The 19,139-nt window shown below is 51.4% G+C and carries 18 protein-coding genes; 17 read left to right on the top strand and 1 reads right to left on the bottom strand.

The window, feature by feature from the left end; all coding sequences use genetic code 11:
• Positions 1-66 precede the first annotated feature (66 nt).
• The 5 genes from IEY46_RS22850 (at position 67) to IEY46_RS22830 (ending at position 7,115) form a co-directional block, all read left to right on the top strand.
• On the top strand, positions 67-843 hold the full coding sequence (locus IEY46_RS22850) for a LamG domain-containing protein (protein ID WP_188995347.1): 777 nt from the start codon (positions 67-69) through the stop codon (positions 841-843).
• A gap of 259 nt (positions 844-1,102) precedes the next feature.
• Positions 1,103-2,101: an ABC transporter permease gene (locus IEY46_RS22845; protein ID WP_188995344.1), complete on the top strand. Its 999-nt coding sequence runs from the start codon at positions 1,103-1,105 to the stop codon at positions 2,099-2,101.
• Positions 2,095-2,979 carry a carbohydrate ABC transporter permease gene (locus IEY46_RS22840; protein WP_188995342.1) on the top strand — a complete coding sequence of 295 codons (885 nt, stop codon included), beginning with the start codon at positions 2,095-2,097 and terminating at the stop codon, positions 2,977-2,979. The genes IEY46_RS22845 and IEY46_RS22840 overlap by 7 nt, the downstream gene beginning before the upstream one ends.
• Before the next feature lie 40 nt (positions 2,980-3,019).
• Positions 3,020-4,630, top strand: coding sequence for a type 2 periplasmic-binding domain-containing protein (locus IEY46_RS22835; RefSeq protein ID WP_188995340.1), 1,611 nt, complete (start codon positions 3,020-3,022; stop codon positions 4,628-4,630).
• A 175-nt stretch (positions 4,631-4,805) separates the two neighbouring features.
• Positions 4,806-7,115 (top strand): helix-turn-helix domain-containing protein, encoded by a 2,310-nt coding sequence (locus tag IEY46_RS22830; RefSeq protein WP_188995338.1) that lies wholly within the window; start codon positions 4,806-4,808, stop codon positions 7,113-7,115.
• A 304-nt stretch (positions 7,116-7,419) separates the two neighbouring features.
• Here the strand turns inward: IEY46_RS22830 and IEY46_RS22825 are convergent, their stop codons facing one another.
• Positions 7,420-7,932, bottom strand: coding sequence for a GrpB family protein (locus IEY46_RS22825; RefSeq protein WP_188995336.1), 513 nt, complete (start codon positions 7,930-7,932; stop codon positions 7,420-7,422).
• Between the two features lie 222 nt (positions 7,933-8,154).
• On the opposite strand from IEY46_RS22825, the gene IEY46_RS22820 reads away from it, so the two are divergent.
• The 12 genes from IEY46_RS22820 to IEY46_RS22765 all read left to right on the top strand — a co-directional run bounded on the left by IEY46_RS22820 (position 8,155) and on the right by IEY46_RS22765 (position 19,009).
• The gene (locus tag IEY46_RS22820; RefSeq protein ID WP_188995334.1) at positions 8,155-9,288 is read left to right on the top strand and encodes an acyltransferase; all 1,134 of its coding nucleotides are present in this window, start codon (positions 8,155-8,157) and stop codon (positions 9,286-9,288) included.
• A 138-nt stretch (positions 9,289-9,426) separates the two neighbouring features.
• Positions 9,427-9,714: a DUF6509 family protein gene (locus IEY46_RS22815; RefSeq protein ID WP_188995332.1), complete on the top strand. Its 288-nt coding sequence runs from the start codon at positions 9,427-9,429 to the stop codon at positions 9,712-9,714.
• Positions 9,715-9,856: 142 nt separating this feature from the next.
• Complete coding sequence (locus IEY46_RS22810; RefSeq protein WP_188995330.1) at positions 9,857-10,780, top strand: S66 peptidase family protein; 924 nt, start codon at positions 9,857-9,859, stop codon at positions 10,778-10,780.
• A 95-nt stretch (positions 10,781-10,875) separates the two neighbouring features.
• Positions 10,876-11,883: an LLM class flavin-dependent oxidoreductase gene (locus IEY46_RS22805; RefSeq protein WP_188995328.1), complete on the top strand. Its 1,008-nt coding sequence runs from the start codon at positions 10,876-10,878 to the stop codon at positions 11,881-11,883.
• Positions 11,884-12,023: 140 nt separating this feature from the next.
• Entirely contained in the window at positions 12,024-12,353 is a 330-nt protein-coding gene (locus IEY46_RS22800) for a metal-sensitive transcriptional regulator (protein WP_188995326.1), read from the top strand.
• A gap of 335 nt (positions 12,354-12,688) precedes the next feature.
• On the top strand, positions 12,689-12,889 hold the full coding sequence (locus tag IEY46_RS22795) for a cation transporter (RefSeq protein ID WP_188995324.1): 201 nt from the start codon (positions 12,689-12,691) through the stop codon (positions 12,887-12,889).
• Positions 12,890-12,919: 30 nt separating this feature from the next.
• Positions 12,920-15,349, top strand: a complete 2,430-nt coding sequence (locus tag IEY46_RS22790; RefSeq protein WP_188995322.1) for a heavy metal translocating P-type ATPase — start codon at positions 12,920-12,922, stop codon at positions 15,347-15,349.
• A 46-nt stretch (positions 15,350-15,395) separates the two neighbouring features.
• Positions 15,396-16,049: a nitrite reductase gene (locus IEY46_RS22785; protein ID WP_308422835.1), complete on the top strand. Its 654-nt coding sequence runs from the start codon at positions 15,396-15,398 to the stop codon at positions 16,047-16,049.
• A 27-nt stretch (positions 16,050-16,076) separates the two neighbouring features.
• Positions 16,077-16,769, top strand: a complete 693-nt coding sequence (locus IEY46_RS22780; RefSeq protein WP_188995318.1) for a response regulator transcription factor — start codon at positions 16,077-16,079, stop codon at positions 16,767-16,769.
• Positions 16,766-17,845 (top strand): sensor histidine kinase, encoded by a 1,080-nt coding sequence (locus tag IEY46_RS22775; protein ID WP_188995316.1) that lies wholly within the window; start codon positions 16,766-16,768, stop codon positions 17,843-17,845. The genes IEY46_RS22780 and IEY46_RS22775 overlap by 4 nt, the downstream gene beginning before the upstream one ends.
• Positions 17,846-17,999: 154 nt before the next feature.
• A complete protein-coding gene (locus IEY46_RS22770; protein WP_188996130.1) occupies positions 18,000-18,581 on the top strand; it encodes a YdhK family protein in 582 nt (193 codons plus the stop codon).
• Positions 18,582-18,679: 98 nt separating this feature from the next.
• The gene (locus IEY46_RS22765; protein ID WP_188995314.1) at positions 18,680-19,009 is read left to right on the top strand and encodes a four-helix bundle copper-binding protein; all 330 of its coding nucleotides are present in this window, start codon (positions 18,680-18,682) and stop codon (positions 19,007-19,009) included.
• The last annotated feature ends 130 nt before the right edge of the window (positions 19,010-19,139 follow it).

Here is a 19,139-nt window from a genome sequence, read left to right as displayed (position 1 = left end):
GGGGGGTGTGGGAGTTAGACCACCCGCCTCCATTCGCGCATTTATATGAGAGAGGAGGATCAGCACATGTCGGGTCGTAAACAGGCCGATGCCGCGGCGATTACAGGGATTCCAGGGCTGATTAGCTTCTGGGATTTTCAAGAAACGGATGGGAATGAATACGTGGCGAAGGGGCTGCATCCGTACCGGCTCAAAGAAATGAACGGAGCTGCGGAGCGGGTGCAGGACGGGGTGTTTGGTGCATACTCGGTCAATGTAACCCATGGTAAGTGGCTAAGCATCCCCCGCAATGATTGCCCTGAACTGAATATTCATGGACCGCAGGCCAAGCTGACGGTGGCTGCATGGGTAAACCGGGCTGTGATCGCGAGCAGGGGCTGCGAGTTTATCGCAGGTATTTGGAATGAAACGGCTGGAAAGCGTCAGTACGGCATGTTCTTGAATTTGGAAATATGGGATAGTGCGGAGCAGGTGTGCGGACATGTGTCGGCTGTAGGAGACCCGACTCCTGGCTACAAATATTGCATGACCAGCTCAATCGGAGCCACTCCCGTATCCAAAGGAGAATGGCATTTCATAGCGTTCACCTATGACAGTGCGGAGTCGCGGGCCTATCTGGATGGACGGCTTGACCAGAGGGAAGCATTCAATCCGTATTCCTACCCGGATGGACTGTTTGACGGAGGAGAGGAGGGCGCAGACTTCACAGTAGGGGCAGTTAACCGCTCCGGTGAAATCGGCAACTTCTACAATGGCCTGCTGGGCGGACTCGCGGTCTTCAACCGTGCCTTGTCGGAGGAAGAGATACGCTCTCTCTATCAGCAGTGGACGGGAAAGCCATAACGGCACGACGGCTATGCATAAGCCGGTTTCTCACCGCTTGTTGGTTCCGGACTGAAGAAAACAACGGACATGTCCATCTACGTTTGCACTAAAAATAATCTATGTATTTGCTCCCCGTCGATTATGAACAGGGGAGTTTTTTCGTTTGTCGGCATATCGGCTTGCAGCGATGTCAAGAATAGCTGGTCACCGCAAAAATTGCTGGTGGACGTTGAAAGCGTATTAAAATACCATAACGACAAAGGAGGCCCTTGAAGAAATGTTAGCCGCACTCGCAACTTGGAAGGAAGGTGAAGCACTCTTGAAGCATGCTCCTCCGGCAGCGGCTTCCGCGCAGGCCGTAATTGGCCGCCGATCGGTGTTAGGCCGTTCGCTCAAGAAAAACTGGGATTTGTATATGCTGCTATTGCCGGTCGTCGCCTATTACTTCATTTTTCATTACATCCCGATGTACGGAGTGCAGATCGCATTCAAAGAATTTATTGCTTCCAAAGGGATAACCGGCAGCCCTTGGGTTGGTTTCGCTCATTTCCAGCGTTTTTTTGACAGCTACTATTTTTGGCGGCTCATCCGCAATACGCTTGGCATCGGAATATATGAGCTGATCGTCGGCTTCCCCGTCCCGATCATTCTCGCGCTGCTCATCAATGAAGTGAAAGCGAAATGGTTCAAGAAAACGATTCAGACGGTAACGTATGCTCCTCACTTTTTATCGACAGTCGTGCTCGTCGGCATGCTGATGATTTTCTTGTCGCCGAAGCATGGAATCGTGAACCTGTTCATGGGGTGGTTGGGCGGGGACTCCATTTCGTTCTTGACGGAGGCGAGCTGGTTCAAAACGATCTACGTTTTCTCCGGGGTATGGCAGCAGATGGGCTGGAGCTCGATCATCTATTTGGCCGCCTTGACCGGCATCGATCCGCAGTTGCATGAAGCGGCCAAGGTTGACGGAGCTAGCCGGCTGGCCCGCATCTGGCATATTAACCTTCCGGGCATATTGCCTACCATCGTGATTTTGCTAATTATGAATGTCGGATCCATTCTTGGCGTCGGCTTCGAGAAAGTGTTTCTGATGCAGAACAGTCTGAACATGGAAAGCTCGGACGTCATTTCGACCTACGTATACCGAAGCGGCATCCTGGAAGCGCAATACAGTTTCTCTGCCGCCGTAGGGCTGTTCAATTCGGTCGTCAACTTCATCATGCTGGTCACGGTCAACTACATTGCGCGGAAGGCTGGTGAAACGAGCTTATGGTAAAAGAGACGTTTGGCGACAAGCTGCTCAGTTTCATCATTCACGCTCTGCTCGTTCTCGTCCTGATCGCCGTCCTGTATCCGCTGTTGTTCGTGCTGGTCGCCTCGATTAGCGATCCTTCCAAAGTTTTGGGCGGAGAGGTGTGGCTGTGGCCGAAGGGCATCACGTTCCGCGGATACGAGAAAGTGTTCCAAAACAACGACATTTTGCAGGGCTACGGGAATACGATCCTGTACACCGTTATCGGGACGGCTGTCAATATCGTCATGACGATATTGGCCGCCTATCCGCTGTCGCGCAAAGATTTGGCCGGTCGCGGCCTCTTTACCGCCTTTTTCGTATTTACGATGTTTTTCAGCGGCGGGCTCATTCCGGCCTATTTGCTGGTGAAAAATCTCGGCATGGTCAACACGATGTGGGCGCTTATAATTCCGAATGCGCTCGCCATATGGAACGTCATCATTATGCGCACCTTTTTCCAGCAAAACATTCCAATCGAAGTACAGGAATCGGCGCAAATCGACGGCTGCTCCAACCTGCAAATCTTGGTTCGCATCGTCCTTCCGCTGTCAATGCCCATCCTGGCCGTCATGACCTTGTTTTACTGCGTCGCCCATTGGAATTCATTTTTCAACGCGCTTATTTATTTGACCGACCGGGGCAAATACCCGCTTCAGCTCGTGCTCCGGGAGATTTTGATTCAGAGCAATTTGAAGGATATGGTGGGAACAAGCGAGGAATCGCTTGCCAAAAGCGTCATGGAAGGCGAATCTATCAAATACGCGGTCGTTATCATCGCGAATCTGCCGGTTCTTCTGCTTTATCCATTCCTGCAGCGCTATTTCGTCAAAGGACTTGTCATCGGTGCGGTAAAAGGTTAATCCCACCCAGGAAGTGCCACAAGAAAAAGGAGGTCTTTTCTTGAAATTTAATAAAACGACAGCAGCCTTGTTATCCCTCTTCGTACTGCTGAGCTTGCTCTCGGCTTGCTCGGGGGACGGATCGAACGAAGCGGAAGGCGCCAAACCGAAAGAATCCGGCATCAATAAGATGGGCATGCCGATCGTAGCCGATAAAATCAACCTGAAGATGGTGGCCGGGAAAGCGCCAACGACCGCCTCCAACTGGAACGAAGTGATGCTCTGGCAAGAATATGAGAAGCTAACAAACATACATGTCACTTGGGAGATGGTTCCAAACGACAACTTGACGGAAAAGCGTAACATTATGCTGGCCGGCGGCGATTATCCGGATGCCTTCTTTACGGCAGCCATCCCTTCGACCGATTTGCTCAAATACGGTTCGCAAGGCGTATTTATCAAGCTGAACGATCTGATTGACCAATATGCCCCGAATCTCAAAAAGTTATTGGATCAATACCCGGAGGTACGCAAAGGGCTGACGATGCCAGACGGCAATATTTATTCCTTCCCGCTAATCTATGACCCGCAGTTTACGTCCGTGCTCGGCGGCGGCAAAGTGTGGATCAAGAAAGAATGGCTCGATAAGCTTGGCTTAAAGGAGCCGGAGACGACTGGGGATTTCTACAACATGCTGAAAGCGTTTAAAGAAAAAGATCCGAACGGCAACAACCAAGCGGACGAAATTCCGTTCGAGAGTGTTGGGCTGCCGACCATAATAAGCTACTTCAAGGGCGCCTGGGGGATCGGCACCCGGGGGACAGGCCACGCTAACGTAGATATGGACAACGCCGGCAAGCTCAGATTTATCCCTACCGATCCGAACTACAAGCAAATGCTGGAATATTTGAACAAGCTGTACAGCGAAAAGCTGATAGCGGAAGATATTTTTACGATCCAAGCAAATCAATTTTACGCGACCGGCGCAAAAGGATTGTACGGAGCCACCATCACGACAAGTCCGTACACGCTGATGAGCCAGACGGGATATATAGGCGCAAGCGCGCTCAAAGGTCCTCATGGCGACCAATTGTATTCCTCCGTCGGCTCCCCTCTCGCTGCTCCGGGCGCGTTCGTCATTACCGACAAAAACAAAAGTCCGGAAGCGACGGTTCGTTGGATGGATTACTTGTACGGCGAGGAAGGCAGCAAAATGTTCTTCATGGGCTTCGAGGGAAAGTCGTACGAGAAAACCGCCTCCGGCGATCTTCAATATACGAAAGAAATTACAGCCAATCCGAACGGCCTGACGATCGAGCAAGCGCTAGTGAAATACGTCGTATGGCCGGGTGGCGGTTACCCGAATATGGTGCAGCAAAAGTTTTTCAAAGGTGCCGAATCGCAGCCGGAATCGATCCAGGCGGCGGAGAAGTTCAAGAAATACATGCCTAAGGAGGTTTGGCCGACATTCAACTATACCGCCGAGGAAAGTACAAAAATGTCTGCGCTATCCGCTGACATCAATACGTACGTGTCCGAAATGGCCGCCAAATTCGTCTCCGGCAAAGCGTCTTTCTCGGAGTGGGATAACTATGTAGCCACACTGAAAAAAATGCGGCTCGACGAATATATGCAAATTTATCAAGCCGCATACGATCGGTACAAGAAATAAGAAAAACGCGGCGCCGGAGCGGTGTGGACCGATAAAACGGACCGGTACCGAGCGAAAAACGGGCGGCATGGCGAAAAGTGCTAGGATCGTACACGGGAGAGTGCGAATATGACGCTTGCCCGGCTGTAAAGCCCGGGTACCAACTACTCCCGGAACCGGTATGGAGGAGCGACCGATGAACATGATCCGCAGCCAACGATTTTACAGCTTCCTGTTCTCCTATATTGTGCTGGTTGTCGTTCTGCTCGTTGCCGTCAGCAGCGTCGTGCACCAAAACTTTTTCGATACGCTCCGCAAAGAAGTAGAGCATACGACCGTAGGTGCCCTCGGACAATTTCGGGATGCGGTCGATCTGCGCATGAACGAAATGAACCGGCTTGCCTCCCAGCTGTCGTACAATCCGGTACTGACTCCTTACATGGCCTCGGACGGAGGATACGGTTCTCTGCAAGCGGTTTCCGAGCTGAAGCAATATTTGTCCACGAACCTGTTTATCGAGGATGTCGTGTTATCCTTCAACGCACCAGGCAACAAACAGCTTTATGCCGCAAGCGGAACGTACAAACCCGATCTGTTTTTCGATTCGATCTACCATTATCGCAATTGGAGCCATTCGGAGTTTATGCAAACGGCCGTTACATTGTCCGCTCCGCTTATGCGAGGGAGCGAGCCGGTCCTGTTCAACCGGCTTGAGGAACGGCGGTATGCCACCTACATGGTGCCGATCCCACTAAACGCGGAAGTCCCTTACGGCGTCGCGCTTTTCCTCATTCGCGAGCGGGTGCTGACAGATTTGGCCCAAGGCGTGCTGACGGAGTCGAACGGCTTTCTGTTCATCCTGAACGAACGAAACGAAACCGTGTTCAGTCAATCGCAAGGAGAATCGCCCGAATCCGGCATACGCCTGCTCGAACAAATCAACGATATTCCAAGCCGTTCTCCCTTCAGCGAATTGTCCATGGACGGCCGGAAATATTCGGTGCTTACCCATTCGTCAAGCAACCGTCAATGGTCTTACGTGGCGGTACTGCCGACCGACCAATGGATGCAGAAAGTGAATGAGAAGCGCGGCATATTCACCATGACCATCGCAGCCGTTTTCCTAATCGGGGTTGCCATCGCCTTCGGCTTCTCGGTCAAACATTACCGGCCGCTCAAGCGTCTGGCCGGGATCGTTTCCAGCGAGGCGCGGTCCGAGCCGCTAGTAGGTTCGAGCGACGAGATCGATTACATTTCCCGGGCTGTCGGCCTCATGGCCAGTGAGAAGCAGAGCTTGCAGCATCAGCTGCGCAGCCAAGGCCGCACGCTCCGCGAGCAGGTGCTGCTGACGCTGCTCAAGGGGAAGCTGAGCACGAAAGCGGAAATGAGCGACATTATGCAATTTTCCAATATCCAGCTCGACAAACCCCACTACGCCGTCATGATTGTGCTGATTGACGATTACAACCGCTTTCGGCAGGACAATTCAGAGAAGATGCAGGAGGTGCTGACGTACAGCTTGATGAAGGTGGTCGAGGAGCTCGCCTTGGAGTCGGGAGCCGGATATGGAGCCGAGCTGATGGACGGCCGCAGCATCGCTTTTTTGGTCAATTTGAACGAAGGCTTTGACGATGCCGACGTTTTGCGGGAACTGGCCGTGAAGGCAAAGGCGTTTTTCCGGCAATATTTCCGGCTTACAGTAACCGTCGGTATCGGGGGCATTTACGACGATTTGACCTCCGTTCCGCAATCGTTCGTAGAAGCAAGTCATGCCGCAAGGTACCGGTTCGTGAAGGGAGGCGACCAGGTGTTTCTGTTTGCCGAGATCGGGCCCCGCCCAAGCGGAGAGTACGTCTACCCCGTCGACCGGATCGACCGGATCGTGAAGGCGATCAAGCAAGGGAACATGATTCAGGTCGAGCCGGCCGTTCGCGAGGCGTTTGGCCACATCGTGGAAACGGACGTGTCGCTCGAGGCGGCGGAATGCATCTGCTTCGATATCGTCAACAATATGATGAAAACGCTCATCGAGCTGGAAATCGAAATCGACGACGATCTGGGGGAAACGATGCAGCAGCTGTTCGTTCCGCGCTTCGAAACGATCGAGGAACTGGAACGTCTCGTCGTCTCGATATGCCGCAACGTATGCCGGTACGTGGAAGCGAAAAAAGAGAGCAAGAATATCGAGCTGCTGGAGAATATCAAGGTTTACGTCGCCCAGCAGTATTCGGATCAGACGATTGACCTCGAATCGATCGCGAACCGGTTCGGCGTCTCTCCGTCTTACGCGACGCGATTTTTCAAAGACCATACCGGCTGTCCGCTGATGAAATATATCGATTCGATCCGGATGGATCAGGCGAAAAAGCTGCTGAAAACAACCGATTTGCTGCTCAAAGACATTATGAACGAGGTCGGCTACGTAGACTCGACGAACTTCATTCGCAAATTCAAAAAAGTCGAAGGCATCACGCCGATTCAATACCGCAATATTGCCAAAAACTAAACCGCTTGACGAACAGGGAACGTATTCAGGAGCAGTTTTGGCTGGCTATATAGAGTGCTACGAAAAGCTGTTTCTCACGGAAGGCCGGAACCTGGTATGGGCTGCGTAGAAGCGCGATGTGCGGGCACGGCATGTCGAGTCCGGGAAGATTCCTGGGCTCGTCGCCCTGGTCAGCCGGTACGGTGAGACGCACGTCGAAGCGGTCGGCACGATGCGTCTGGACACGATGGTGTCCACATCCCATCGAAAACATCCACCATGTCATATGAATAAACCTGTACAATCAGCCCATCATGGACATGGATTAAATCTTGCTTCCCGCTAAATCAAGTATGGAATGAATGAAAGGCGCTTTAAGCTTGGTGTACGTTTCACGGTCATCCGCATGAAGTGAAGCAAGCTGCCGTTTCAATCGGGCATATTCCTGTACTTTCTCCGGGTGGTTTCTTAAATAATTTCGAAACAGCAGATTATTGTTCCATTCCTCGCTGCCGAGCTCATACACATGCAAATGATGAGTGCCTCTGCGCCATTTCCCTTTTCTGAAAAATTTTCGGTTTGGAAAATCCGCTTTGGGTACATACTCGTAATCCAACTCACCTAATGGCGTTATAAAAGCGTCCGCTTCCTCAAGATCATGTACGCCAATTGCGATATCCAATATCGGTTTTGAAGGAAGGCCTTCTACGGAGGTGCTTCCGATATGCTCAATGACGATGGACTTATCAGGCAAGACTGCTTGAAGCTTTGCTTGTTCCTGTTCAAACTGCGCGACCCATCCCGGGTTATATTCGGCAATTGTAACTTCGCAATCCATGTGTCATCCCCCTAACTAGACAGAACGTTTTTGTCAACTATCCCCGGAGCTTGCGAGCGATGATAAATCGTCCAGGAATATAATACCATACCCATTATTGCGATCAACCGATTCGAATTAACCGGATTGTCTTAAATACTAGAAGAAATGCTCAACAGCTTCAGACACAAGGCTTCTGATTTCTACGGGATCGATATTGGAGAAGCAGAGAGGAAGGATCGTGTGGCTTCAAAAGAAACTGTTCAAGAGATGGCTGTTCTTCGGGCGATCAGTATACTTGCTGTACTTATGGTTCATGCGACGTCCTCGGCGGTCAGCGCAGAGACGGGGTCCTCGTATTTTGGCCTGTTTTCTTTTCTGAATTCCATTTCAATGTTTTGTGTGCCGGCCTTTATTTTTTTAACCAGCTTTGTATTGTTTTATAATTATTACGAGCAGCCGTTCACGGCCAAAAACATGATGACGTTCTTCAAAAAAAGATTTACATACATCCTGATCCCCTACGTGATGATTTCATTATTCTATTTTGTTTATCGGCAGGTGACGGTTGATCCCAACCTGGATATAGGAGACGCTGCGCTGGCGTTTGCCGGGAAGCTTTCGAATGGTACCGCCTATTTTCACCTGTATTATGTTTTTATCGGGATTCAGCTTTATCTGCTGTTTCCATTTCTCTTGCTTCTCTTTCAGAAGCGGCCGCATCTGGCCAAATGGGCGATTCCGATCGGCTTCGCGGTTCAATGGGCATTTTATGCGGCTAACCGCTATATCTTCCTGCTCTCCTCCAAAGGAAGCGTGTCTTTGACTTATTTCGCTCCTTTTTTGCTCGGTGCCTTCGTGGGTATTTATTTTGACAAAATGAAGGGGTGGTTAATTTTGGATCGCGGCCACTGGCGGTCGGGGAAGGGATATGCTTCCATTGCCTTGTGGATCGTCTGGCTGGGCAGCGCGGCCGGCTTCTCCGGCATGTGGTATGTCACCAGAGTGACAGGGGAATGGTATGAGTCGGTCTGGTATGAGGCAGGGTATAATGTGTTCACCTTCTCCTCGATCCTGGTCATGACTCAAATTTCCTTTCTGGTTCTGAAATGGGTTTCGCCGGCTTTTCAAAAACTGATCATTGATTTGGCTTCGCTTTCCTTTGGCGTTTATCTGATTCATCCTTTTTTCCTGATGATTTACAAGCTGTATCCGCCGGATTTCAATCCGCTCTGGGAATATCCCCTATGGATAGCGGGTGGCTATGGCGTTTCGTTGGGATGCTCTTTGCTGGTCCTGCTGGCTGCTTACCGTACTGTCAAGGGAGCCTGGATTCTGTTCGGAAAAGTACCCGCAAAATTTCATGGCCAACATTAGGCAGGGCTTCCGGGCAATCGTCCTTTTCCCATATCCAGCGTATTGGCAGAGCGATTTTGGGGAATAACGTGAAAACTGACCTTTTTACATCCTGGGTAAGGTATAATAAGTTCCAGATGTGCCAGAGAGGATGATCAAATGTTTAAAGTTACGGAATACACTGCGGATTTGGTAAAGGATCCATTCGGGATCTTGACGGGGAAACGTTATGAGTTTGTGCTCGATCTGGATGTGCCGGAGGAAGACGAGCTGCACTCCGATAAAGGCGTTTATATTAAACTTATTTACATGGTAGACGAGAACCGCGAAGGCATTCTCAAGTATGAATTGCATGAGCGGACAACTGATCTGATATTGGATTTTGAAATGGAAGAGGACGAGCAGGAAGCGATTGCCGCTTTTTGCAAGGAACATTTGCCGGAATAACCCGGAAATAGCAGTGGCAGGAAGAGGGTATGCGGACCGGAAGGGTCCGGTACGCTCTCTTTTTTTATGCGGCAACTGCATATGCATTCTGCCTCCCTACATAATCTGATCATAGAGGAAGATGGGATGGAGGTTGGTGAGGATGACGATTAGACCGTTTGCGCTGCAGGCGGGAGATACCATCGGGATTGTTTCGCTGGGAAGCCCGCTGCCGGAGAACACCATAAATGAACGGATTGCTTATCTGAAAAGCATGGGGCTTCAAGTCGTTCTGGGACGTTATGTTTATACCGAAAATGGATTTCTGGCTGGTTCGGATGAGCAGCGGGCAGAGGATTTGATGAGCATGTTTGTCAATCCTGATGTGAAGATGATCCTGCCGGTCCGGGGAGGGGTGGGAGTGGAAGGCATTCTTCCCTACCTGGACTACGCCCTTATCCATAACCATCCAAAACTGATCAGTGGCTACAGCGATATTACGGTCCTGTTGAACGCACTGTACCAGTTTGCCGGCATCGTGACCCTGCACAGCCTGCTGCTGCTGGATTTCAAGGCGTCAACGCCGCCTTACAATTTCGAGCAATTTTTTACCGCGACTTCATCCCTTGAAGCTCCCCGCTTGCTGCTCAATCCGCCGGATATGCCGCTTGAGAGCAAGGTGGCGGGCAACGTAACAGGCCCGATTGTCGGCGGAAATCTGACCTCGATTACCGGTTCGCTTGGCACGCCTTATGAAATCGATACGTTGGGGAAAATTCTGTTTATTGAAGAAACGCATGAACCGGTCAATAAGGTATACCGGTATGTGGAACAGATGAAGCTGGCTGGGAAGTTTCAGGATGCCTCTGCGATCCTGATGGGACAATGTACGGATTGCGCAGATGCTTATGGTGTCTCCTATGCAGAACTGATCGATGAGATTATTGTCCCGCTGGGCAAACCGCTTATTATCAATCTGGCCTCCGGCCACGGGCGCTATAAAGCGGCTGTTCCAATCGGGGTGCAGGCGAATCTTAACAGCTTCACCGCTACCGTCACACTGCTGGAGCCGGCCGTGCGTTACTAAAGATACCGGTGCGCGTTTGCGCTTGGCGGTCCCTTTCGTTATCATGAATATACGGGTTGTCTTGATAATGAAAGACCAAAGAGGGTGTGAAGAGGATGCGCTTAAGCGTTTTGGACCAATCGCCGATTCCAGAGGGAAGCAGTGCCGCGGAGGCCTTGAAGCAGACAGTCAGGCTGGCCGAGCTGGCGGAACGGATGGGTTATCACCGGTTCTGGGTTTCGGAGCATCATAACACGGAAAGTCTGGCACATTCGAGCCCGGAAGTATTCATCTCCCATATCGCGGCGAATACCACAACGATCCGCGTGGGTTCAGGCGGCGTTATGCTGCCTCATTACAGCGCATATAAAGTAGCGGAGAACTTCCGCCTCCTGGAAGCTCTGTACCCCGGGCGGATCGATATGGGGCTGGGACGCGCGCCCGGCGGGATGCCGATTGCCACGAGGGCGCTGCAGGAGGGAAATGCCGGTACAGTCGACCGGTATCCGCAGCAAATCGAGGATCTGCTGCATTATCTGAATGTCGCCAGCCACAGGGAACATCGCTTTCCAGGGCTTACGGCTTCGCCTTCGATCAGCTCGGCGCCGGAGGTATGGCTGCTCGGCTCAAGCGGAGACAGTGCCATGCTTGCCGCAGAACGGGGTCTGTCCTTTGCATTCGCCCAATTCATCAATGGCAGCGGCGGGGCCAACTATATGAGGGATTACAAGGCGAATTTCGCTCCCATGCGCCATGGCGGCAAACCCAAATCCATGGCGGCGATATTCGTCGTCTGCGCCAAAACCGATGAAGAGGCGGAGCGGCTGGCTTCAAGCTTCGATTATCAATTTTTATTGCTGGAGCAGGGCAAGTTCGTCGGCATTGTGCCGCCGGAGAAAGCGCTGGCCTACCGTTATTCCGAGGTGGAGAAAATGCGGGTGCGGGAGAACCGCAAGCGTGTGGTCGTCGGCTCCCCGGAGACGGTGAAGGAGCAGCTGCTGCGCCTCGGCAGGGAATATGATACCGACGAGATCATGATCGCGACGATGGTGCATGATTATGAAGCGAAGCGGACCTCGTTCAAGCTGCTGGCGGAGGCGTTTGAACTGTCGGCAGTAGAGTGAATGGAATAGGATGAAGAGGCAGCCGCTCTGCGGCTGTCATGTTGCTGGTGGAGACTGGCATACGCAAAGGCGGAGCCATTTATTTCTTTGTATAGGGTAGGGGGGCTATGGTACAATATAAGAAAAGGGGGCGAGGTCGCATGGATGAACGCATTCAAGAAACGAATAAACATGAATCATGCGGTACTGATGGGCGCAAAAGCCATCATTCCGACAAAACCAAAAACAATCTCATTAGCAGACTGAATCGAATTGAAGGCCAAGTGAGAGGAATCAAGGGACTAATCGAGAAAGACACTTATTGCGACGATGTGCTTAATCAAATTGCTTCGGTCCAGTCCGCTTTGAACGGTGTCGGAAAGCTGCTTCTGGAACACCATATGAAGAGCTGCGTCATCGAACGGATTCAAGAAGGCGAGAATGAAGTGCTGGATGAGCTCTTAATTACGATCAATAAATTAATGAAATAAATGCTAGCCCCAGGGATTCGAAAGAGTCCTTTTTCTGCAGATTGTAATATAGGGTTGGGGGGTAACCTAAAAAAGTAGTTGACTCAATATAGGGTAGAGGGGTATACTACGATACAAGGAGGTGATAACGCTTGGAAGCTATTCAGGTGTTAAATCAAATTGCCTCCGCGATAGACCGTATCTTGACGGGGGACGTAAAGTTCTCTTGAAAGGGCATCTTAAAGAATGCATGGTAACTCGTATGTAACAGGGAGATTCCGCAATTGTTGTTGAACTGCTGCACAACTTTCAAAAGTTATGAAAGAACCCATTCGATTATAAAGGAGAAATGAAACATGAAGAACGTCATACTGAATGTCGAAGGAATGTCCTGCGGGCATTGTGTCAATTCAATCGAAGGCGCGCTGGCAACAATCGGCGCGAGCGGTAAAGTGGACCTGAGCGGAGGTACGGTTGCTGTTGCGTACGACGAAAGCAAGCTGACGCTCGAGGCCGTTAAGGAAACGATCGAAGAACAGGGATACGAAGTGGAGTAAATAATCAGAAAAAGAAGCGAGGTGTTCGTGATGGACGCAGCCAGGTTGGAATCGGAGCAAACGTCGTTGCAGCTAACCGGCATGACGTGTGCAGCATGTGCAAACCGAATTGAAAAAGGACTCAGTAAAATCGAAGGGGTCGCAGAAGCGAACGTGAACTTTGCCCTCGAACGGGCAACGGTCACGTACGATCCGAATAAAGTAACGGTTCCGCAAATGGAACAAACGATTCAGAAGCTCGGCTATGATACGGTGAAGGAAGTTGTCGATTTGCAGCTCGTCGGCATGTACTGCGCCGCATGTGCGGTCAAGATCGAAAAAACGATAAACAAAATGCCTGGTGTGACAAGTGCTGTCGTTAACTTCGCGGTGGAGAGCGCCCGGGTGGAATACAACCCGTCATCTGTTTCGATTGCCGATATTCAAGCCCGGGTAGAGAAGCTCGGCTATCAGGCGATTCCGAAGCAGGAGGCCGCCGATCCCGCGGAGCATCGCGAGAAAGCCATTTCGCAGCAGAAACGCAAGCTGCTCATCTCCGCGATTCTTTCCTTGCCGCTGCTCTGGTCCATGGTCAGTCACTTTTCATTCCTGTCCTGGATCTGGATGCCTGAGCTTTTCATGAATCCATGGTTCCAGTTGGCGCTGGCGACGCCGGTCCAGTTCTACATCGGCAAGCAGTTTTACGTCGGTGCGTTCAAAGCCCTTCGCAATAAAAGTGCGAATATGGATGTGCTCGTGTCTCTCGGAACATCGGCGGCCTACTTCTACAGCCTTTATTTAACGATAGAATGGGCATCGATGGGCAGCATGGCCCATCATGGCCCTTCGATGTATTACGAAACAAGCGCGGTCTTGATCACACTCGTCATTCTCGGAAAGCTGTTCGAGTCGCTTGCCAAAGGACGCACTTCCGAAGCGATCAAAACGCTGATGGGGCTGCAGGCTAAGACGGCTTTGGTCATCCGCGACGGGCAGGAGTTGACGGTTCCGGTTCAAGATGTGCTGGCCGGGGACATCGTTGTGATTAAACCGGGAGAGAAGATACCGGTTGACGGGGAAGTCATTGAAGGAAGTTCCGCTGTCGATGAATCGATGCTGACAGGAGAGAGTATCCCTGTCGAGAAGAAGGCGGGAGACAACGTCATCGGTGCGACCATCAACAAGAACGGCAGGCTGACCGTGAAGGCGACGAAAGTCGGCAAGGAAACGGCGCTTGCCCAGATCATCAAGGTTGTGGAAGAAGCACAAGGCTCGAAGGCGCCGATTCAACGGGTAGCCGATGTCATCTCCGGCATTTTCGTACCGATCGTTGTCGGCATTGCGGCTGCCGCGTTCGTGGTATGGTATTTCTGGGTCACACCCGGCGATTTTGCCGGTGCGCTGGAGAAGGCAATAGCCATTTTGGTCATTGCATGCCCATGTGCGCTGGGACTCGCCACGCCTACGTCGATTATGGCAGGTTCAGGCCGCGCCGCGGAGCTTGGCGTACTTTTCAAAGGCGGCGAACATCTGGAATCGACGCATAAGATCGACACCATTATTCTTGACAAAACCGGCACCGTGACGAAGGGCAAGCCGGAGCTTACGGATGTTTTCACCCAACATATGGAGGAGCAGGCTTTTCTCCGCTTGGTTGGATCTTCTGAGAAGAACTCGGAGCATCCGCTTGCGGAGGCGATTGTAACGGGTATCACGGCTAAAGGCATTCAGCTTCCGGCAACCGATGAATTCGAGGCGATTCCAGGTTACGGTATCCGCGCAGTCGTCGAAGGCAGAGAAGTTTTGGCCGGTACGCGCAAACTAATGGCCAAATATGAAGTTGCGGTCGAAGGGGCCATGGCTCGCATGACGCAGCTGGAGGAAGCAGGAAAGACAGCCATGCTGATCGCGGTCGACCGCGAATATGCGGGTCTTGTCGCAGTGGCCGATACCGTTAAAGAAACCTCCACGGAAGCGATAGCGCGGCTGAAGGAATTGGGCATCGAGGTCATTATGATTACAGGCGACAATGAACGCACGGCCCAGGCGATCGCCAGACAAGTCGGGATTGATCATGTCCGGGCGGAAGTGCTGCCCGAAGGCAAAGCGGAAGAAGTGAAGAAGCTGCAGGCGCAAGGCAAGAAGGTAGCGATGGTCGGCGACGGCATCAATGACGCCCCCGCGCTGGCTATGGCGGATATCGGCATGGCAATTGGGACCGGAACGGATGTGGCGATGGAAGCCGCTGACGTTACGCTCATGCGCGGCGATCTGAACAGCATCCCGGATGCGATCTATATGAGCCGCAAGACGATGAGCAACATCCGGCAAAACCTGTTCTGGGCGCTTGGCTACAACACATTGGGGATTCCGATTGCCGCACTCGGCTTGTTAGCCCCCTGGGTTGCAGGAGCCGCGATGGCGTTAAGCTCCGTCTCGGTGGTGCTCAATGCACTTCGGCTGCAGCGGATGAAGGTATAAGAGGCCTTGAGTTCATTCAGAATATGGGAGAGTGATTGGGTTGGCCGTGAAGAAATTTGCCGTTTCCCCCGGATTTGGAGTAGGCGGTGTATTAATTAAACCGGAGCAGCTGGAAATTATAGGACGTATCTCAGGCGAAAATTCCGAAATCGAAATAACCACGTTCAAGCAGCTCTATATCGCCATGGAAGAGGATCGGTTGGAAGAAGTGCAGGGTGAGCTTCGGGAGGCGGGCCTGCAGATCCTTCCATCGGGTTTTGTCACCAAAAGCTTGATCGCCTGTAATTTCTGCAAAGGTGCGGAGGAGGCCGGTCTGGAACTGGCCAAGGCGCTGGATGAGGCGATTTCAGGCCAGGAGGTACCGAGTCCGCTGAAAATCGGATACGCGGGATGCGCCCTGGGAACAAGCGAACCGCTGCTGAAGGATATTGCCGTCGTGAAGATGAAGGATACATTCGACATTTACGTCGGCGGTGAAGCGAAAGGTTTGAAGGCTCATCTCGCTACGCTCTTTATGTCCGGTGTGGAGGAAGAACAGGTGATTCCGGTTGTTTCCCGATTGATTTCCACTTTTCAGGAACAAGGGAAAAAGAAAGAGAAGTTCAGCAGATTCGTGGAACGCATAACGATGGAATCACTCCGTGAATTCGCTGCGCAGCCGTTTCCAACTGGAAATCTTAGGGGTGTTGGACAGGGTTAGACAATAGGCGTTTTATGGAGGGCAGTTATGAAAACCATATTAGTCGTCGATGATGAGGCGAAAATTCGGGATGTCGTCGTATGCTATTTAAAACAAGAAGGCTTTCAGACGTTAGAAGCCGAAACGGGCAGCGACGCCGTGCGGATCGTGAGAAATGAATCGGTTGATTTCGTTATTCTGGATCTCATGCTTCCAGATATGGAGGGCGAACAGGTCTGCCAATCGATTCGTCTCATCCATTCCGTTCCGATTATGATGCTGACCGCGAAGGTTTCGGAAAACAACCGGATTAAGGGGTTATCCCTGGGAGCTGACGATTACTTAATTAAACCTTTTGACCCGCGCGAAGTGGTCGCCCGGGTACGGGCCATCTTACGGCGTTCCGACGACCAACTTTTGCTGGCTGATCGTTTGGCCTTTAACGATGGGCAGCTGATTATTGATTCACTGAAGCAGCAGGTGTTCTGTGACGGCCAGCTGGTGAACCTGACACCCAATGAATACAAGCTGCTGCTTGCCATGGCAAAATATCCGCAGCGGCATTTTACGCGGGAAGAATTAATTGAACGCGTACTGGGGTATGATTTTGACGGCGATATCCGCGCGATTGATCAGCATGTTAAAAACACCCGGCAAAAAATCGAACGTGATGCCAAGACCCCTGCCTATATTGTAACGGTATACGGTTCTGGCTACCGGTTCGCAGGCGGGACCCCATGAACAGGCGGCTTCATACACGACTTGCTCTAATTATGATTGGATTTGCGGCTGGAATTATCCTCATTTCTTCTGTCAGCGTCATTTTGACTACGCACTACCACTTCGCGATCTATAAGTCGCAAGCCCCCGGCATGAATCATGATTTGCCGCAGCTGGACTACCATTTGGAACAAGCGCTGGTGCAGACGATTATATGGACGTGCCTGGCATCCATTGTGCTGGCCGTCTTTCTTGGTTTCTACGTGGCCAAACGGATTTCAGCTCCATTGGTGCATATGAAACAGGTGGCGGAACGTATGACAATTGGGGAATGGGGTTCGAGAGTGTCCCTTCAGGGTCAAGACGAGCTTGCGGAATTAGGCACCTCGTTAAATACGCTCGCGGAGCAATTGCAGCGGCAGGAGCAGCTGCGCGTCACCATGACCGAAGACATTGCCCACGAGCTCCGAACCCCGTTGACAACGCTAAAAAGTCATATGCGCGCGCTGGAAGATGGTATTTGGGCCCCGACACCTGAGCGCATTCATTCCTGTTATGAAGAAATCGAGCGATTGACGCAGCTGGTAACCGAACTGGAAGATCTGATGCAGGTGGAATCGCCCGGGTTTCAATTGGCGCAAAGGGAAGTGCCGCTATCTGCGGTTATTGAGCGAAGCGTGGAGCTGGCGGCTGCAGCTTACCGGGAGAAAAACGTTCACTTAAAAAGGTCAGTCGATCCCGGCATTCGAGTATATGCCGATCACGACCGCATGATACAGATTCTCGTCAATCTGCTTACCAATGCGCTGCGGTTCACGCCAAGCCAGGGTGAAGTTCGGATTCAGGGATCGGAAGAGAGCGGAAATGTGCTTCTTGTTGTGCAAGATACGGGAATAGGGATATCGCAGGAAGATTTGCCTTACGTGTTCGAGCGGTTCTACCGGTCGGATAAATCGCGGCTTCGAAGTACAGGCGGAAGCGGGCTCGGACTAACCATAGTCAAGCAGCTAACAGCCGCCCACGGGGGGCAGATAAGAGTAGAAAGCCAGACGGGCATTGGCACTAAATTTACGATTCAGCTTCCGAATGTATACTAATGGAACCTACACAGGATCTTCATAAGTATGAGTTACACTTATCGTATTCAAAGCTGTCACTGCTGAATCCGCGGGCAAGCTCGCAGATGAAACTGCCAATGCTAATCGGTGGCTGCTGCGGGTGCGAAAGAGGGGAGATGCTGTGCAAATGAAAATGAAAATAAATAGGAAATGGATATTCGGTGCCGTTATCGTGGTTGTTCTTGCTCTAAGTGCATGTGGCAAAAGTACAAACAATGAGAACCCGGCGAACACGAACCATAATAGCCATAATTCCATGGACGGTATGAATCACTCCAGTTCCGGCGAAGTTCCTGCAGGTCTGGAAGAGGCAAAGAATCCCACCTTTAAGGTGGGCAGCCAGGCGACGATGAATACGGATCACATGGAAGGGATGAATGGAGCGAATGCAACAATCGCAGGGGCGTACAGCACAACTGTATATGCCGTGTCCTATTCCCCGACTACCGGTGGCGAAAAGGTGACCCATCATAAATGGGTGATTCATGAGGAATTGAAGAACGCCGGTGAAGAACCATTCAAACCCGGGGATAAAGTTGTCCTGCAGGCCGAACATATGGAAGGCATGGATGGCGCTGAAGCTACCATTGATTCCGCCGAGCAAACAACGGTCTATATGGTTGATTATATGCCGGCTACGGGCGGAGAAATGGTGAAGAATCATAAGTGGGTGACAGAAAGCGAGCTTTCGAGTGCAGGAACAACCGGTGGTTGATGACAGGTCGGAAAATGTGCCCCTAACCCTGCCAGGTTACATCGCCCTTTGATAGGGTAACATAGTAAGGTATGAAATTTTTAAAGGAGGTGACCAACATGTCCCATGAAAAATTTCAACATTGTATCGACGAATGCCTGAAATGTATGCAGGCATGCAATCACTGTTTTGATGCCTGTTTGAATGAAGAGCACGTTGCGATGATGAAAGAGTGCATCCGGCTGGACCGCGAATGTGCCGACATTTGTGCCTTTGCAGCACAAGCGATGTCCCGCAACAGTTCTTATGCACAGGAGCTTTGCCGGATTTGTGCCGACGTTTGCGAGGCTTGCGGAAATGAATGCAAAAAGCATGATCATGAGCACTGCCAGCGCTGTGCCGAAGCATGTTTCTCCTGCGCCAAGGCTTGCAGGGCTATGGCCAGCTAAGCTTGCCGCTTCACTACGACATTCACTACGACCATTGTTATAATCCGAAAAGTATGTACTTAAAATATCATAACGAATAACGGACCACATGCGAGAGTATAACAACTCCATGTGGTTTTCGTATTCGACA

The organism is Paenibacillus nasutitermitis (assembly GCF_014641075.1).
In the GTDB taxonomy this organism is placed as follows: Bacteria; Bacillota; Bacilli; order Paenibacillales; family Paenibacillaceae; genus Paenibacillus_Z; species Paenibacillus_Z nasutitermitis.
This window is presented reverse-complemented; position numbering and strand designations above follow the sequence as displayed.

Bases quoted from the DNA above. Each gene is read 5' to 3' on its own strand.
- IEY46_RS22845 (WP_188995344.1), top strand. From the start codon at position 1,103: ATGTTAGCCGCACTCGCAACTTGGAAGGAAGGTGAAGCACTCTTGAAG.
- IEY46_RS22795 (WP_188995324.1), top strand. From the start codon at position 12,689: ATGAAGAACGTCATACTGAATGTCGAAGGAATGTCCTGCGGGCATTGT.
- IEY46_RS22840 (WP_188995342.1), top strand. From the start codon at position 2,095: ATGGTAAAAGAGACGTTTGGCGACAAGCTGCTCAGTTTCATCATTCAC.
- IEY46_RS22800 (WP_188995326.1), top strand. From the start codon at position 12,024: ATGGATGAACGCATTCAAGAAACGAATAAACATGAATCATGCGGTACT.
- IEY46_RS22815 (WP_188995332.1), top strand. From the start codon at position 9,427: ATGTTTAAAGTTACGGAATACACTGCGGATTTGGTAAAGGATCCATTC.
- IEY46_RS22775 (WP_188995316.1), top strand. From the start codon at position 16,766: ATGAACAGGCGGCTTCATACACGACTTGCTCTAATTATGATTGGATTT.
- IEY46_RS22765 (WP_188995314.1), top strand. From the start codon at position 18,680: ATGTCCCATGAAAAATTTCAACATTGTATCGACGAATGCCTGAAATGT.
- IEY46_RS22790 (WP_188995322.1), top strand. From the start codon at position 12,920: ATGGACGCAGCCAGGTTGGAATCGGAGCAAACGTCGTTGCAGCTAACC.
- IEY46_RS22805 (WP_188995328.1), top strand. From the start codon at position 10,876: ATGCGCTTAAGCGTTTTGGACCAATCGCCGATTCCAGAGGGAAGCAGT.
- IEY46_RS22810 (WP_188995330.1), top strand. From the start codon at position 9,857: ATGACGATTAGACCGTTTGCGCTGCAGGCGGGAGATACCATCGGGATT.
- IEY46_RS22780 (WP_188995318.1), top strand. From the start codon at position 16,077: ATGAAAACCATATTAGTCGTCGATGATGAGGCGAAAATTCGGGATGTC.
- IEY46_RS22825 (WP_188995336.1), bottom strand. From the start codon at position 7,932: ATGGATTGCGAAGTTACAATTGCCGAATATAACCCGGGATGGGTCGCG.
- IEY46_RS22770 (WP_188996130.1), top strand. From the start codon at position 18,000: ATGAAAATAAATAGGAAATGGATATTCGGTGCCGTTATCGTGGTTGTT.
- IEY46_RS22850 (WP_188995347.1), top strand. From the start codon at position 67: ATGTCGGGTCGTAAACAGGCCGATGCCGCGGCGATTACAGGGATTCCA.
- IEY46_RS22830 (WP_188995338.1), top strand. From the start codon at position 4,806: ATGAACATGATCCGCAGCCAACGATTTTACAGCTTCCTGTTCTCCTAT.